The 14,916-nt window shown below is 38.4% G+C and carries 18 protein-coding genes; 11 read left to right on the plus strand and 7 right to left on the minus strand.

Annotated elements, in window-relative coordinates; translation table 11 throughout:
* Positions 1-7 precede the first annotated feature (7 nt).
* Positions 8-2,470, plus strand: coding sequence for an ExeM/NucH family extracellular endonuclease (locus AC1M89_RS01265; RefSeq protein ID WP_481608356.1), 2,463 nt, complete (start codon positions 8-10; stop codon positions 2,468-2,470).
* 36 nt (positions 2,471-2,506) lie between these two features.
* Here AC1M89_RS01265 and AC1M89_RS01270 read toward each other — a convergent pair whose 3' ends face one another.
* Positions 2,507-3,952, minus strand: a complete 1,446-nt coding sequence (locus tag AC1M89_RS01270; RefSeq protein ID WP_481608357.1) for a SulP family inorganic anion transporter — start codon at positions 3,950-3,952, stop codon at positions 2,507-2,509.
* 209 nt (positions 3,953-4,161) lie between these two features.
* On the opposite strand from AC1M89_RS01270, the gene AC1M89_RS01275 reads away from it, so the two are divergent.
* The 3 genes from AC1M89_RS01275 to AC1M89_RS01285 all read left to right on the plus strand — a co-directional run bounded on the left by AC1M89_RS01275 (position 4,162) and on the right by AC1M89_RS01285 (position 5,700).
* The gene (locus tag AC1M89_RS01275) at positions 4,162-4,773 is read left to right on the plus strand and encodes a glutathione binding-like protein (RefSeq protein ID WP_092766135.1); all 612 of its coding nucleotides are present in this window, start codon (positions 4,162-4,164) and stop codon (positions 4,771-4,773) included.
* 264 nt (positions 4,774-5,037) lie between these two features.
* Complete coding sequence (locus AC1M89_RS01280; RefSeq protein WP_481608358.1) at positions 5,038-5,229, plus strand: glutathione S-transferase N-terminal domain-containing protein; 192 nt, start codon at positions 5,038-5,040, stop codon at positions 5,227-5,229.
* Positions 5,230-5,385: 156 nt separating this feature from the next.
* Positions 5,386-5,700 carry a glutathione binding-like protein gene (locus AC1M89_RS01285; RefSeq protein WP_481613741.1) on the plus strand — a complete coding sequence of 105 codons (315 nt, stop codon included), beginning with the start codon at positions 5,386-5,388 and terminating at the stop codon, positions 5,698-5,700.
* A gap of 31 nt (positions 5,701-5,731) precedes the next feature.
* Here the strand turns inward: AC1M89_RS01285 and AC1M89_RS01290 are convergent, their stop codons facing one another.
* The 5 genes from AC1M89_RS01290 to AC1M89_RS01310 all read right to left on the minus strand — a co-directional run bounded on the left by AC1M89_RS01290 (position 5,732) and on the right by AC1M89_RS01310 (position 8,458).
* Complete coding sequence (locus AC1M89_RS01290; RefSeq protein WP_092766137.1) at positions 5,732-6,517, minus strand: thiazole synthase; 786 nt, start codon at positions 6,515-6,517, stop codon at positions 5,732-5,734.
* Between the two features lie 12 nt (positions 6,518-6,529).
* Positions 6,530-6,727 carry a sulfur carrier protein ThiS gene (gene thiS, locus AC1M89_RS01295; RefSeq protein ID WP_481608360.1) on the minus strand — a complete coding sequence of 66 codons (198 nt, stop codon included), beginning with the start codon at positions 6,725-6,727 and terminating at the stop codon, positions 6,530-6,532.
* Between the two features lie 15 nt (positions 6,728-6,742).
* A complete protein-coding gene (locus AC1M89_RS01300; protein ID WP_035265913.1) occupies positions 6,743-7,108 on the minus strand; it encodes a DUF423 domain-containing protein in 366 nt (121 codons plus the stop codon).
* Positions 7,109-7,225: 117 nt separating this feature from the next.
* Positions 7,226-8,095, minus strand: a complete 870-nt coding sequence (gene rpoH / locus AC1M89_RS01305; RefSeq protein WP_035265916.1) for an RNA polymerase sigma factor RpoH — start codon at positions 8,093-8,095, stop codon at positions 7,226-7,228.
* A 141-nt stretch (positions 8,096-8,236) separates the two neighbouring features.
* Positions 8,237-8,458, minus strand: a complete 222-nt coding sequence (locus tag AC1M89_RS01310) for a sulfurtransferase TusA family protein (protein WP_035265917.1) — start codon at positions 8,456-8,458, stop codon at positions 8,237-8,239.
* A 387-nt stretch (positions 8,459-8,845) separates the two neighbouring features.
* Here AC1M89_RS01310 and AC1M89_RS01315 point away from each other — a divergent pair, with 387 nt between their 5' ends.
* Positions 8,846-9,058 carry a cold-shock protein gene (locus tag AC1M89_RS01315; protein ID WP_004824348.1) on the plus strand — a complete coding sequence of 71 codons (213 nt, stop codon included), beginning with the start codon at positions 8,846-8,848 and terminating at the stop codon, positions 9,056-9,058.
* A 106-nt stretch (positions 9,059-9,164) separates the two neighbouring features.
* Positions 9,165-10,316 (plus strand): ATP-dependent RNA helicase RhlB, encoded by a 1,152-nt coding sequence (gene rhlB, locus AC1M89_RS01320; protein ID WP_035265921.1) that lies wholly within the window; start codon positions 9,165-9,167, stop codon positions 10,314-10,316.
* A gap of 49 nt (positions 10,317-10,365) precedes the next feature.
* Here rhlB and AC1M89_RS01325 read toward each other — a convergent pair whose 3' ends face one another.
* A complete protein-coding gene (locus tag AC1M89_RS01325) occupies positions 10,366-10,749 on the minus strand; it encodes a hypothetical protein (RefSeq protein WP_481608361.1) in 384 nt (127 codons plus the stop codon).
* A gap of 230 nt (positions 10,750-10,979) precedes the next feature.
* On the opposite strand from AC1M89_RS01325, the gene AC1M89_RS01330 reads away from it, so the two are divergent.
* The 5 genes from AC1M89_RS01330 to gspM all read left to right on the plus strand — a co-directional run bounded on the left by AC1M89_RS01330 (position 10,980) and on the right by gspM (position 14,875).
* On the plus strand, positions 10,980-11,555 hold the full coding sequence (locus tag AC1M89_RS01330; protein WP_481608362.1) for a nitroreductase family protein: 576 nt from the start codon (positions 10,980-10,982) through the stop codon (positions 11,553-11,555).
* Positions 11,556-11,608: 53 nt separating this feature from the next.
* Positions 11,609-12,682 (plus strand): NAD(P)H-dependent glycerol-3-phosphate dehydrogenase, encoded by a 1,074-nt coding sequence (locus tag AC1M89_RS01335; RefSeq protein WP_481588416.1) that lies wholly within the window; start codon positions 11,609-11,611, stop codon positions 12,680-12,682.
* Between the two features lie 73 nt (positions 12,683-12,755).
* On the plus strand, positions 12,756-13,211 hold the full coding sequence (locus AC1M89_RS01340) for a SixA phosphatase family protein (RefSeq protein ID WP_092766142.1): 456 nt from the start codon (positions 12,756-12,758) through the stop codon (positions 13,209-13,211).
* Positions 13,212-13,253: 42 nt separating this feature from the next.
* Positions 13,254-14,396 carry a type II secretion system protein GspL gene (gspL, locus tag AC1M89_RS01345; protein ID WP_481613742.1) on the plus strand — a complete coding sequence of 381 codons (1,143 nt, stop codon included), beginning with the start codon at positions 13,254-13,256 and terminating at the stop codon, positions 14,394-14,396.
* Positions 14,396-14,875 (plus strand): type II secretion system protein GspM, encoded by a 480-nt coding sequence (gene gspM / locus AC1M89_RS01350; RefSeq protein ID WP_180027608.1) that lies wholly within the window; start codon positions 14,396-14,398, stop codon positions 14,873-14,875. Before gspL ends, gspM begins: the two co-directional genes overlap by 1 nt.
* Positions 14,876-14,916: the final 41 nt, after the last annotated feature.

Here is a 14,916-nt window from a genome sequence, read left to right on the forward strand (position 1 = left end):
ACTTAAAATGAATAAAATAACGCTAAATAAATGGGTGTTCAATAAACTCACATTATCTTTATGTTTGATCGGATTTAGTTCAACGCCCTATGCTGAACTCATGATCAGCCAGTATGTGGATGGTAATAACAACAAGAAAGGTATTGAACTATACAATCCAGATGGAGGTGTTGTTGATTTATCCGCGTATCAATTAAAAATATTTCCGAATGGTCTAACCACCGCGAATTTGACGGTTAAGCTGCAAGGAACTTTAACAGCTCAGCAGCACTTTTTAATTGGACATTCAAATTTAAAAACTGAATTGGGTGAAGCTGTTCAGCAAACTGCTAACCTTTCATTTAATGGCGATGATGCAATTGTTCTCTATAAAAACAATGTGGCTGTCGACCGTTTTGGTGCGATTGGAATACAGCAAAACTGGGCAACCGGTTTAAGCTTTGAACGTACAAAGAAAACACATGATGTCGTTTCGATAGATCCATCTGCACCCTTTGAAATTCAAAAAGAGTGGGCTAAATGGTCGGATCGCAATGCTTTTAACCAGTATTTAGCGATTAGTACAAATGAACCAATAGAGCCATCTCCGACGACTCTAAGTTGTAACTCTGCGAATACACCTATCGCTGAACTCTCACAAGCAGCTAAGAATCAAAACTATACTGTGAAGGGGGTGATTACTGCGGATTATCGTTATGCGAATGGATTCTCAGGTTTCTATATCCAAACCCCTGATGCTAAAGCAAAACCCGATCTAACTAACGCGATTTTTGTATATGCTCCTGCTTCAAGTCCTATAAAAGGAGGAAAAGTCGGAGAAGAAGTCGTTCTTAAAGGTCGATTAACTGAATATCAAAATCAGTTACAGATTGATAATTTATCCGAAAATATTTTAACTTGTAATCAAGCGGCAAGCGCTTGGATAACGCCATTATCAATCGAGTTACCATTTGAGAGTTTAGCTAACGCGTCAGGGCATGCGCCAAAGCGTTATCAAGGTATGTTGGTTAAAATCCCTCAAACATTAACGGTAAGTGAAAATTACAATTATGGTCGCTACGGACAACTGTCACTAAGTCTAGGACGTTTGTTTATGCCGACCAATATTTATCCAGCTAAATCAGCACAAGCAACGGCATTGGCGCAAAAAAATCTTTTGTCCAAAATTGAACTTGATGACGGATATAATGCACAAAATTTAACGCCTACATTGCCAAGTCAGTTTAGTGCTTTAAATACTTTACGTGCAGGTGATCAGTTAAATGCTGTTGAGGGTATTCTAGAATATCGATTCAATTCTTGGCGTATTCAACCTGTACAAGGTCGTACTCAAATCCAAATTAAAGCGAATAACCCGCGGCCACCAATGATTCAGAAAAATTCAAACCAAACCCGTGTCGTGGCTTTCAATGTTTTGAACTATGATAATGGTTTAAATGGTTTTCCAACTGAGCGAGGTGCTAGCAGCAAAGCTGAGTTTGAGAAGCAACATGCCAAAATTGTCAGTGCAATGAAAGAAATCGATGCTGATGTAGTTGGTTTAATGGAAATTGCGAATAATGGATATGGTGAAAATAGTGCTATTGCATATTTAACACGAGCACTTGGATCGGAGTGGAAATATATCACTCCGCCAAATTCAAATCGATTAGGTGATGATGCGATTGCTGTTGCGATTATTTACAACAGTAAGCGTGTAAAACCTGTTAACGCTGCTGCAGTGTTTGATGACCAGTCACAAAGAAATCGAGTGACCCTTGCTCAAAGTTTTCAACCAGTGAGTGGCGGTAAAATCTTTACGGTTATTCCGAATCATTTGAAGTCTAAAGGAAGTTGTCCTTCAAATGATCAATCTGCTGATGCGGATCAAGGTGATGGTCAGGGATGTTGGAATGCGACACGAGTTAAAGCGGTACAACAACTCATGCAGTGGATTGCAAAGAATCCAACGCAAATTACAGGTCATCCGAATACGCTCTTGATTGGTGATTTAAACAGTTATGCAAAAGAAGATCCTATCTTGGCTTTAGAGCGTGCTAATTATACGAATGTACTGGCGGACAAAGTTGTAGGGCTCGGCGAACAGGCGTATACCTATGTATTTGGTGTCGACAGTAACAAAGCTGGATTTGGTGGAGCAGGTAATTTGGATCATGCTTTAGCTGATGCTTCGCTATTTCCTGCGGTTAAGCGTGCATTTGTATGGCACATTAACGCTGATGAGCCAACTAATCTAGATTATAACGAAGAATTTAAGACTACAGAGCAGAAGTCGCTCTTTTATGCTGATCATGCATTTAGATCATCTGATCATGATCCAGTGATTGTCGACTTAGAGCTCAATAGCTCAACAAATGCTGAGCAGCCACAGCGTGACACTAAGTCAGGTGGTGGTTCGTTGAACTGGCTATCCATTTTAGGATTAAGCCTGTTAGCCTTGGTTGGTTGGAGACGCAGAAACCATTCCTAAAACTTAACAGTAAAAAAGAGCCATTTGGCTCTTTTTTTAAGTATTTGAGATACGTTCTATCAATGTTACGCTCGCTTGGTTTAGACCAATCACACGTACCTGAATTCCTTGGGCTTCAAATTTAGCCACGACATTCGCTAACATATTGACAGAAGTGATGTCCCAAATATGAGCATAGCTGAGATCTATTTCTACTTGCTTGATATCTTCTTTGAAATCAAAAAATGCATAAAAAATTTCTGCGCTACTGAAAAATATTTGACCTTTCACCGTATAGTAGCGCACGTGATTTTCTAATTCAGATTGAACTTTTACTTCACTCTCGAGTTTATTAATGAGAAATAAGGCTGACAGAACTACACCAATCAATACGCCTAGAGCAAGGTTATGTGTTGCAAGAACAATCACCACGACAGTAAGCATGACAACATTACTTTGCACGGGATGTTTGCGGAAATTTTTTACTGAATCCCAATTAAATGTCGTGAACGCGACCATGATCATAATGGCGACTAAAGCAGCCATAGGAATATAAGCCAACCAATCTTTAAAGAAGACCACGAGACATAGCAAAAAAACACCAGCCACTAATGTCGATAATCTTGTTCTTGCACCTGAGCTGACATTGATGATGGATTGACCGATCATTGCACATCCAGCCATACCCCCCATAAAGCCACTTACCATGTTCGCGATCCCTTGACCGCGACATTCTTGATGACGATCTCCTTCAGACTCAGTCATTTCATCAATCACAGTCGTAGTCATCATGGTCTCAAGCAAACCAACTGTGGCGAGCGTGAGAGAGTACGGTAAAATAATAAGTAAAGTGTCGAGATTGAATGGAATTTCAGGAACTAAAAATACAGGCAAGGTATCTGGGAATGCACCTAAATCACTAACTGTTCTCATGTCAGCGCCAAGTAGAAGTGCCAATACACTGAGTACAATAATACACACTAATGGCGATGGTATGATTTTTCCGATTTTGGGTAAATAGGGAAATGCGTAAATGACCAATAAACCAATCGCTAAAAATATATAGCCTAAGCTATTCATTTGAGCAATTTCTGGAAATTGAGCGATAAAAATGAGAATCGCTAAAGCATTTAAGAAACCATAGACCACTGACTGGGAAACAAAACGCATGAGTTTTGCGACTTTGAGATATCCAGCGATAATTTGAATTACACCTGTCAGAATCGTAGCTGCCAATAAATATTGTAATCCGTGTTCTTTAACAAGAGTGATCATCAGCAGCGCCATCGCACCTGTAGCAGCCGAAATCATAGCAGTCCTACCACCAAAGAAGGCGATCGTAACAGCTATACAGAATGAGGCATACAGACCTACCTGAGGATCAACGCCAGCTATCGCCGAAAATGCGATTGACTCTGGAATCAAAGCTAAGCCTACGACTAAGCCTGCAAGTACGTCAGTTCGAATGTTAGAAAACCACTGATCTTTCTTTAAATAAATCACAATTTGCCTTTCACAAAGATGTAGCAGCGCTATGGTAAAACATCACACAAATAAAAGCTGAAAAAAGCTTGAAAATTAATTCAATCTGCACAATATTCATAAGGAGATCATCGATGTTTACGCTTGCTTGCAATTTAAAAAACAGTTCTTATTGAAAAAAAGCGTGAAGCAATTTAAAAATGATAGTAGTTAGATAACAAGGAAAAAGTATGAAGTTGTATTATTCGCCAGGTGCATGTTCACTCGCAGCGCATATTATTTTAAATGAAATTAATGTTGATTTTGATTTGGTTCGTGTTGATCTTAAAACTCATACCACTGAAAAAGGCGAAGATTACTTCGCAATTAATCCTAAAGGCTATGTGCCGGCGCTAGAAATTAATCCTGGCTTAATTTTAACGGAAAATGTCGCAATTTTACCATTTTTGGCACAGCATGATCCTGCTCAAGATTTAATCCCCCCTTCTGGATTAGGTCGAGCAAAAGTATTAGAGTGGCTTGGTTATCTAAATTCTGAATTACACGATGCTTATGCAGTGTTTTTCGGTGCACCGCTCACGGACGATGCTAAACAAAAAGCGTATGCCGAAGTTGATCGTTTACTGACATTCATTGATAAAACAATTGGTGAATCTAATAATGATTATTTGGTAGATGATAATTTTGGACCTGCAGATGCGTACTTATTTGTACTCACCAATTGGTCTAATCATATTGAACATGACTTGAGTCCTTATAAAAATATTATTCATATACGCAATAAAGTTGCAGAGCGTCAGTCTGTACAGATTGCGATGCGAGATGAAGGATTGATTCCTTAACAGGTAAGGTTTCGTTCCGTTTGTTTCGAGAAAGAGCCGAAAGGCTCTTTTTTTACTCTAAAATTTTCAGAGTAATTTCACAAAGATTATTTAGAAATAGAGAGCATTAAAAAGACAAATTTTTCATCATAATTCGTTTCAGATTCAGTGGTAATCCATTAAATAAGATATCGTTATTCATGATATTTTTTGAACTAAACATTATTTAAGTTGCTGATTTAAATCTGATATTTATATTTTGTATTTAAAACGGTGGACTAAAAAATGAGTTTGAAATTATATTCTTACAACGAATCAGGTAACAGTTATAAAGTACGTCTGTTAGCAGCATTATTGAAAGTGGATCTTGAAATTGTAGAACTAGATTATTTCAGTGATGAACAGCATAGTGAGAAATTTTTAAAAATTAATCCAAAAGGCGAAGTGCCAGCATTAGTAGATGGCGATATTGTTTGAACTGATTCTGCCGCAATTTTGGTGTATTGAGCAGATAAATATTCAGATAAAAACACATGGTGGTCTGAGGATTTAGTAGAACAAGCTAAAATTGTAGATTGGCTTGCTTTTGCTGCCAGTTGGGTTCAATACGGGGTTTTCACGGCACGCGCGATATTGTCTTTCAAAGGTCCATACAATGGTTTGGGATTAGAAAGTACTGAGCAAACACTTAAAGAGGCGAAAATACGTGGTCACAAATCTTTGGCTATTTTAGATGGTGTGCTCAAAGACCGTGAATGGTTAGCGAATAATAGACCAACTATTGCGGATATCGCAGTGTTTGTCTATGTCGCGTTAGCACCTATGGGTGATATTTCTCTAGAGCCTTATCCAAATGTACGCGCTTGGATTGAAAGAATAAAAAATTTACCTAACTTTATCAAAATTGATGGATTGGATGATCCTTTGTATCGTCGACGAGTGAGTTAAGAAAAAACCCACTTTTAAAAGTGGGTTTTTTTTATTTAAAAAAGTATCCAGTTTCTGGAGAGCTTGCATTTGCCATACGTTTACGTGGCATACGACCAGCAAGATAAGCCTCGCGTCCAGCTTCAACGGCTTTTTTCATAGCAGAAGCCATTAGAATCGGATTCTGTGCAGCAGCAATTGCAGTGTTCATGAGTACGCCATCACAACCTAATTCCATCGCAATAGCAGCATCACTAGCTGTACCAACCCCAGCATCCACCAATACAGGGACTTTGGCATTTTCTTTGATGATAGAAATGGTATGTGGATTAAGAATACCTAAACCAGAACCAATTAAACTCCCCAAAGGCATAATAGCGACACAGCCCATACTCTCAAGTTCTTGCGCGACGATAGGATCATCAGAGGTATAAACCATGATTTCAAAACCATCATCGATCAATGTTCTTGCAGCTTTTAAGGTTTCAGTAATATTAGGATAAAGCGTTTTTTCATCACCTAATACTTCAAGCTTGACTAAATTGTGACCATCTAAAAGTTCACGTGCGAGCATACAAGTGCGAATGGCACTATTGGCATCAAAGCAACCAGCTGTATTGGGAAGAATGGTGTATTTTTCCGGTGGAATCACTGAGAGTAGGTTAGGTTGATCTGGATTTTGACCAATGTTTACGCGACGGATTGCAACAGTAACGATCTCAGCACCACTGGCTTGGATGGCTAAGTCAGTTTCCTGCATATCCTTATATTTTCCAGTGCCCACTAATAGTCGTGAACTAAATGAACGTGATCCTATGATCAACGGACTATCTTCCATATTTACTCCGAGTTAACCACCGCCAACAGCATGAATTATTTCTATACGGTCAGCATCTGAAATAGGGGTATCTGCTAGTTTACTTTTTGAAATGATCATTTCATTTTTTTCAACAGCAAATCGTTTACCTTCTAGCGATAATTCTTGAATCAGTTCTAATAAGTTTTGGCATTGCGTTTGAATCGACTCGCCATTTAAAAAAATATTCATCAGATGACCTTCAAATTAATGTTGAATTTTGAATGCTTGCCATGCTAAAAGTAGCCAGCCAATAATCATCAATGCTCCACCAAGAGGTGTAATTGCCCCTAACCCGCGCGGGAGCCCTAAAGCCATGAGATATAGAGATCCACAAAATAAAATGATACCGAACTGGATGAAGATAAAGCTGAATTGAGTTGAAAAGTTTGGAATTATTTTTGGTATGAGGGCGAGTATTAATAATCCAATTGCATGATAAAAGAAATAATCAGTTGCAGTCTGCCACCATGTCAGTTGGGCTTCGGTTGCACGAGCTTTAAGGCCATGAGCGCCGAAAGCACCTAGCATTACGGCAAGCGCTAAATTAATGGCTGATATTGAGATCCACATCAGGTTATTCCCAATCGAAAATTGCGTCATACGATAGCATACATGACGTACGATTTTTTTAAACTTGCATAGCGTAAATACAAAAAAAGAGCTTATAGCTCTTTTTTGGTAATCGTATTAATTTGATGACATGGCGATCTTGATCTTGTCCATGGCATTTTTTTCAAGCTGGCGAATACGTTCAGCGGAAACATTATATTCGGCAGCTAGTTCATGCAACGTAGACTTATCATCATCTAACCAGCGGCGCTGTAAAATATTGCGTGAACGATCATCCAGCTGATCCATTGCTTCATGTAAAGCAGAGGTGCTCTGAGATTCATAATCTTCTTCCTCTGCTAAACGAGCAGGGTCATAACGATTATCCTCTAAGTAAAGCGCAGGAGCGACATGAACTGAGCTTTCATCATCTTCATCGGATTGAGCTTCGAAGGCTGCGTCATAAGCTGTTAAACGACCTTCCATTTCAAGAACTTGTTCGGCTGTTACATTTAAATCAGCCGCAATAGATTGCGCTTCCTCGAGCGTTAATTTCTTGCTCGATTTTTTTAAGCTTCTTAAGTTGAAGAACAGTTTACGTTGAGCTTTAGTTGTCGCAATTTTAACAATACGCCAGTTACGAATCACATATTCGTGGATTTCAGCTTTAATCCAATGTACTGCAAAAGAAACTAAGCGTACTCCCATATTGGGATCGAAGCGTTTTACGGCTTTCATCAAGCCTAAATTACCTTCTTGGATTAAATCGCCTTGAGGTAAGCCGTAACCTGCGTAACTGCGGGCAATATGCACAACAAAACGAAGGTGGGACATCACCAGCATTTTAGCTGCGTCTAGATCTTGGTCATAAAAATAACGTTCAGCTAACTCTTTTTCTTGTTCAGCTGTCAAAATAGGGATCTGGTTTACAGTACTAATGTAAGCACCTAAATTGACCCCGGGCGCAGACAATGACAGGGGCATCAATTGATTGCTGCTGTCAGTCATGAGTACTCCTTATAGGAAAATAGTTTAAAAAACCAATTACATTCATCTTAATCCTTATAGCATACAGAATTAAGCGAATTTGGGTAGTGAAATGTAAATTTAAATACAATATTTATCCATGATTAATTTAGATGAAAACACCTAAGATTCAATCACGTAATGAAATTCAGAATCCGAAACTTGTTTAAATGCGCATGTCAATTTATGTAGCTGACAATAACGTTGAATATCGATTTGACTGTTCGGATCTGAAGCTTTTAATAAAAATTGCTGAGGTGCACTATTTTGTTTCATCGATTTCTTAAGTAGCAGTAAAGGTAAAGGGCAAGGTTTACCCATCGCATCGATTAACACTTGAGACATAGTAAAACACGAGATTGAATAATAAAGTTGGGCATTATTCTAGCAAAAGTGTGACTTAAGAATAAAATTAAATGATTTAGATGAACTGTTCAAATAAAGTGCAATTTTTGCACTAAATTTGTGTGATTAATATACAAGTTTTAGTTGGATAATTAGCTAAAATTTTTCTATTAATTGTGTTGTACCCATGTTAAGCTCAATGCGTACTTAAGGATTGCGTAGAGAAATTTGTTCTCTAGGCCTTATTTATAATGGATATAACCGGGATTTTGTTAATAGTTTTACAGAATGATTACAAGCTTTGAAATAAAAAATGTTTTAAAATTTGTTTGCTCTGCTGTTTGCAACACCGGGTGGTCCCTTTTCTTACCAACTGAGGATTAACTTATGACAGCTCGCGAACAAGGCGTTGTTAAGTGGTTTAACGATACTAAAGGTTTTGGCTTTATTCAACGCGCAGGCGGTGATGACGTATTCGTTCATTTCCGTGCTATTCAAGGTGAAGGCCACCGTTCACTTCGTGACGGTCAACGCGTAGAATTCAGCGTTGTGCAAGGTCAAAAAGGTTTTCAAGCTGAAGAAGTTCAGCCTTTAGACTAATCCTACTTTTCACTGAAAATTAGGTTGCGCTCCAATTTTGATAAATTGGGGCGTTTTTTGTTTATACTATAGACCATTATCAAATATTGATTGTAGAGCCCCTTATATGTCATCAGGTTTCGAAACCCTTAATTTACATCCGCAACTTAAGCAAGCGATTGATGCTTTAGGGTTTAATGAAATGACCCCCATTCAACAGAAAGTATTGAAATATACGTTGGCAGGGCATGATGCAATTGGACGTGCACAAACAGGCACAGGAAAAACCGCAGCATTCTTAATTAGTGTTATTAATGATTTATTGAACAATCCGATACAAACACAGCGTTATCGTGGTGAACCCCGTGCCTTAATTATGGCGCCAACGCGAGAGCTTGCGATTCAAATTGAAAACGATGCACGTGATCTGACTAAATTTACCGACTTAAATGTTGTGACTTTGGTGGGTGGCGTAGATTTTGATAAGCAAAAAAAACAACTGGATGAAAATTTCGTAGATATTCTTGTCGCGACACCAGGTCGTTTGATTGATTTTACTGAACAAAAAGAAATTTGGTTGGATCAAATTGAATTTTTAGTCATTGATGAGGCAGATCGTTTACTGGATATGGGATTTATTCCTTCTGTTAAACGCATTGTGCGATTCTCTCCACGCAAAGAACAACGTCAAACCTTAATGTTCTCTGCTACGTTTAGTTATGATGTACTCAATCTTGCTCAACAATGGTTATTTGAACCTGTTACTGTCGAAATTGAGCCTGAGAAAAAAACCAATGCTGACGTAGAGCAACGTGTTTATGTGGTTGGGAAATCAGATAAATACAAATTGCTTCAAGAAATATTGCGTGATGAGCCAATTGAAAAAGTCATGATATTTGCAAATCGCCGTGATCAAGTCCGTAAGCTGTATGATCATCTTAAGCATGATGGTTACAAGGTAGTGATGTTATCTGGTGAAATCGCGCAAGATAAACGTTTAAAGATGTTGGATCAATTTAAAAATGGCAAACACAACATTATGATCGCAACAGATGTGGCTGGTCGAGGTATTCATGTGGATGGTGTGTCACACGTGATTAATTTTACTCTGCCTGAGCAGTCTGATGATTATGTACACCGTATAGGTCGTACAGGTCGAGCAGGAACAAGAGGGGTGAGTATCAGTTTCTTGTCAGAAGATGATGCTTTTTATTTACCTGAGATCGAAAAAGCGATTGGTCAAAAGATTCCATTGACACGTTTAGATGGTTATTGCTAATTGCTCAATAAAAAAAAGTCCCATCAAAGGGACTTTTTTATAGGAAATTTTAGCGGGTTGAATTACAGCTGAAGGTGATTGTTGTTTCATAGTCAGTGTCTTTTTCGATTGTATTTTTAGTACCAATAACAGAGCCAAGAACTGATGAAGCTGCAGTAATGAGTTTACCAGTCTGTTCATCCACAACACCTTTTAGTGCGCCGTTATATTCAGTTTTTTCGTCAATTAAGACAGGTGCAGAATTCTTACCACAAGTTTTGTTCGCGGCAGAAATTGCATTATTTTTTGCAAGAACTTGGGTTTTGCCTAATCCTGACACTTCATATTGATTGTTTGGTTTTTGAATAGCAAGTGTTTCAGTAGGTGTTGATGCACAAGCACTCAGGAGAATTGTTGCAGTAGCTACAGAAGCCAATGTCATTAATTTTTTCATTTTATTTTTCCTCTAGCGTTGCAATATTAAGTTTGGAGCTCAGTCATGTATGCTAGGGCTTAAATTCCAAAGAATTAAGCATGTTTTGTATCGATTTTGAAGTAAAATGCCTTATTTATGTTTGATTGTAATTATGCTGGATGCCTCGTGTATAAGTATAACTGTAGAGTAGTTTTCAATGTTTATGCTAAGCTTAAGTACATAGTGTTAGTTTAAAGATTAGTCTTCAAATGTCAGATCAATTTTCTCAAGTAGTGCATGACAATATTCATCAGCGTCAATCCGTTGGTCATTTGGTAGAACCTCATCCTAACGCAGAACAATTAGAATTAGCTTTTAAAGCCGCTTTAACCGCACCCGATCATCATCGTCTGAAACCGACGCAATTTATTGTTGTGAAAGGAGAGCAACGTGAAGCATTTGGTGTTTTACTCAGTGAAGCAGTAGCAGACCTTGGTGAAACTGATTCAATTCAAATTGAACGCGTACGTCATCATCCTATGCGTGCACCTATGCTGATTATCGCTGTAACACGATTTCATGATCATGCGAAAGTTCCATATTTTGAGCAAACTTTAAGTTCAGGCGCTGCAATACAAAATCTTTTGCTCAGTTTACAAGCTCAGGGTTTCAATACCATGTGGCGCAGTGGTGCTGTTGTGGAGTCAGATCTATTTAAAAGAAAGCTTGGGCTACAAACGCATGATTTAATTTCAGGTATCATTTATGTAGGGACTGCTTTTAAGGCGATTGCACCACGCGCTGAGATTGAAATAGATGCATTCGTCAGTTTTTGGCAGCCGTAATTGCAACATTGCAAATTTAACGATTAGAAAAAGAATGTTTAGGATTTAAAAGAATGTCGGAATTAAAGTTTTCAGATTTGGTCGAGCCAGTTGCAATTGATCATAAAACAGCATTGCGCGTTACGATTCTTGGTGGTGGTAGTTTTGGTACAGCCATGGCGAATACGGCAGTACGAAATGGTTGTGATACCATGATTTGGATCCGTGATGAGGAAATTGCGAAAGAAATAAATCGAACACATGTAAATTCAAGATATTTGCCAGATTATAACCTTGAGCCAGCATTAAAAGCAGAATCCAATCTTGAAAAAGCTGTTCGAGATCGAGACATTATTTTGGTTGCTATTCCGAGCCATTCATTCCGAGATGTACTCAAACAGATTAAGCCCTTTATCACCGCTCAGGCAGTTGTATCACTCACAAAAGGGATTGAAGCTAAAACCTTTAGTTTCATGAGTGATATTATTCGTGAAGAGCTTCCAGAAGTGCCTTATGGCGTCCTTTCGGGCCCAAATCTAGCGAAAGAAATTATGTCAGGAATGCCTGCTGGAACAGTGATTGCCAGCCATTCTGAATTGGTGAGATATGCAGTGCAACAAGCATTACACAGTGCACTATTTCGTGTATTTGGAAGCGATGATGTACATGGCGTGGAGCTTGGAGGTGCACTTAAAAATATCTATGCTGTCGCAATGGGGATGGCTGCAGCTTATAACGTTGGCGAAAATACCAAAAGCATGATTTTGACACGTGCGTTGGCGGAAATGAGTCGCTTCGCTGTACAGCTAGGTGCAAATCCACTGACATTCTTAGGTTTGTCTGGTGTTGGCGATTTATTCGCAACGTGTAATAGTCCCTTAAGTCGAAATTATCAAGTTGGATTTGCTTTAGGTTCAGGTAAAACCTTAGAGCAGGCAACGACGGAACTGGGTCAAACAGCTGAAGGGATTAATACCATTGTGCAAGTGAATGCAAGAGCCAAAGAGCTTGATGTCTATATGCCAATCACCACAGCACTCTATGAAGTGATTTATGAAGGTGCACCACCATTACATATTGCATTATCTTTGATGAAGAATGGTCATCGAAGTGATGTTGAATTCGTATTGCCGCATCATAAAGTTTAAGATTAATGAATGGTTTATCATCATTGTCATAATGTTTAGATATGATGGATGACACATGGTTTAGGGAAAACAAATGCAACTCACTTTAGTTCGTCATGGTGAAGCCGCTCCACCAATTAATGGTAATGACTCGAAACGACCACTGACCGAGCGGGGTCATATTCAAGCTGAACAAACTGCACACTTTTTAAAAGACATGGTTGCACCTGATATATTTGTAGTGAGTACTTTGCTCAGGGCGCAGGAAACTTTAAAACATATACAGCTATTCTTTCCAAATGTTGAAGTTTTAGTATGTGATAAAATTAAACCTGACGATGATGCTAAAGTTGCAGTTGAGTGGTTATCTCAACTACCTTTTGAGAATATTGTGGTTGTATGTCATATGAATGTTGTGGCATATATTGAAGAAATTATTACGTCTGAATTTTTTAATCCTTTTGCACTTGCTGAAGCGCGGATTTATGATCAGACAGTCATTGCTGCGGGACTTTCCACAAAATTAAAACATTTTGTACCGTCAGCTTAATAACCATAAGTGTTTAATGAATAAAACGGCAGAATAAAATTAATGTTGTATTTATGGATGCCAGTGTCGAATGGGGTTTGGCTCTGGTCAAATGGTGAAAATTGGAATTCATCAACAACGCTAGAAGAGTTAATTCAAGATACTCAACCGTATCATGGACAAGAAGCTGTTGTATTCTTTTCAAGCCATGATGTACAAATTATTGAACAGAATATGCCCAAAGCGCAATTCAAGCAAATTGGAAGCGAAGGCGCTAAATATTTACTTGAAGAATATACCATTCACTCCATTGATCAGATGAAAGTGCTTACTCAATTTGAGGCACCAGATCAATTGTCAGTAATGGGGATCAGTCAATACCAAGTCCAGACAATGCAACATGCTCTGAACTTGATTCCGGTGAAAGTGGTTGCGCTATTACCCGATTTTTTGGTCTTACCAGTGCCAGAACAGGGGCAAACTATTTTAGCCAATATTTATGGGCATTTATTGGCGAGAACAGGATCAAATCAAGGTTTTGCGATTGATGATTTAGCATTGTTTTTGGATCTATTGCCAAAGCCTATACATATTTTGCATGATCGGTTAAATGATGATCAGATGATGAATTTGATTCATGCAACGGAACAAAATGAGCGGGAAAGCTTTAATTATGTATTTAAAGCTGAAAAAAAATTAAAGAATCATCCATTCAATGTTTTGCCTAAAGCAAAAAACACAGAGGGTGGAATCTCAGGCTATTGGAAAGCATGTGCAGCACTGCTTGTGGGCTTGCTTGTAGTGCAATTCAGTTATGATTTAGTGCGTTGGGTAAAGTTAAAAAAAGTATCTGATCAAACGGCTTTGGTTGCGGTAGAGCAATATCAATCTTGGTTTGGACCCAATAGTCGTCTCAATGAGCAAAATTTGCGAAGCCAATTTGAAAGTAATTTGCGGATGAGTAAACCTGCAAATACTGAGGTCTTACAGTTAATCAGCCGTGTAGGTCCGATTTTAATGCAACATCAAATTATCGCAAATCGTGTTTCTTATGAAGCATCTGGTTTAAGTATGGATTTGGTGGCGGACTCATCCGAAAAATTACAAAATCTAATTCAGCAAATGAATCAGCAAGGCTTCAAAGCTGAACTTGGGAATGTGCAAACTCAGGATAAAATGGTCGTTGGTTTGGTGAAAGTACAATAATGAAAACTTTAGAAAAATTTCAAAATCAATTTGATCAATTATTTGAAAAGATTGATGACTATTTATCGTCATTGAGTGTACGTGAGCGTGTACTTGTCATCGCTGCAACGATTATCGTTGTCGTCGCATTGATTGGTTCTGCTTTGTGGAAAATGCATGAAGCAGCAGATAATCAGCAAAAAAGATTGAATGAACTGAAAGACACATTGGTGTGGATGCAATCCAATGTGGTGACAATGAAATCTTCAACAGATTTAAGCCTAACACCTTCGGATAAAATTCAGCGTGTGGCACAACAAGCAGGATTATCTGTGGTCACACAACCAAGCGATAATAAATTGATGATCAGTGCTGAGCATGAAAACTACGCGATCCTCGCAAATTTTCTTACCCAATTGGTTCAAATGGGTTTAAGTGTTGAAAAATTGGAACTTATTAAGTCTGGAGCTGCGATTAAATTAACAGCATCAGTACAGTAAGTGGTGAAAATAAACCTATGACAGGCATAGCGTTTTGGGCA

The organism is Acinetobacter sp. ANC_7635 (assembly GCF_056779945.1).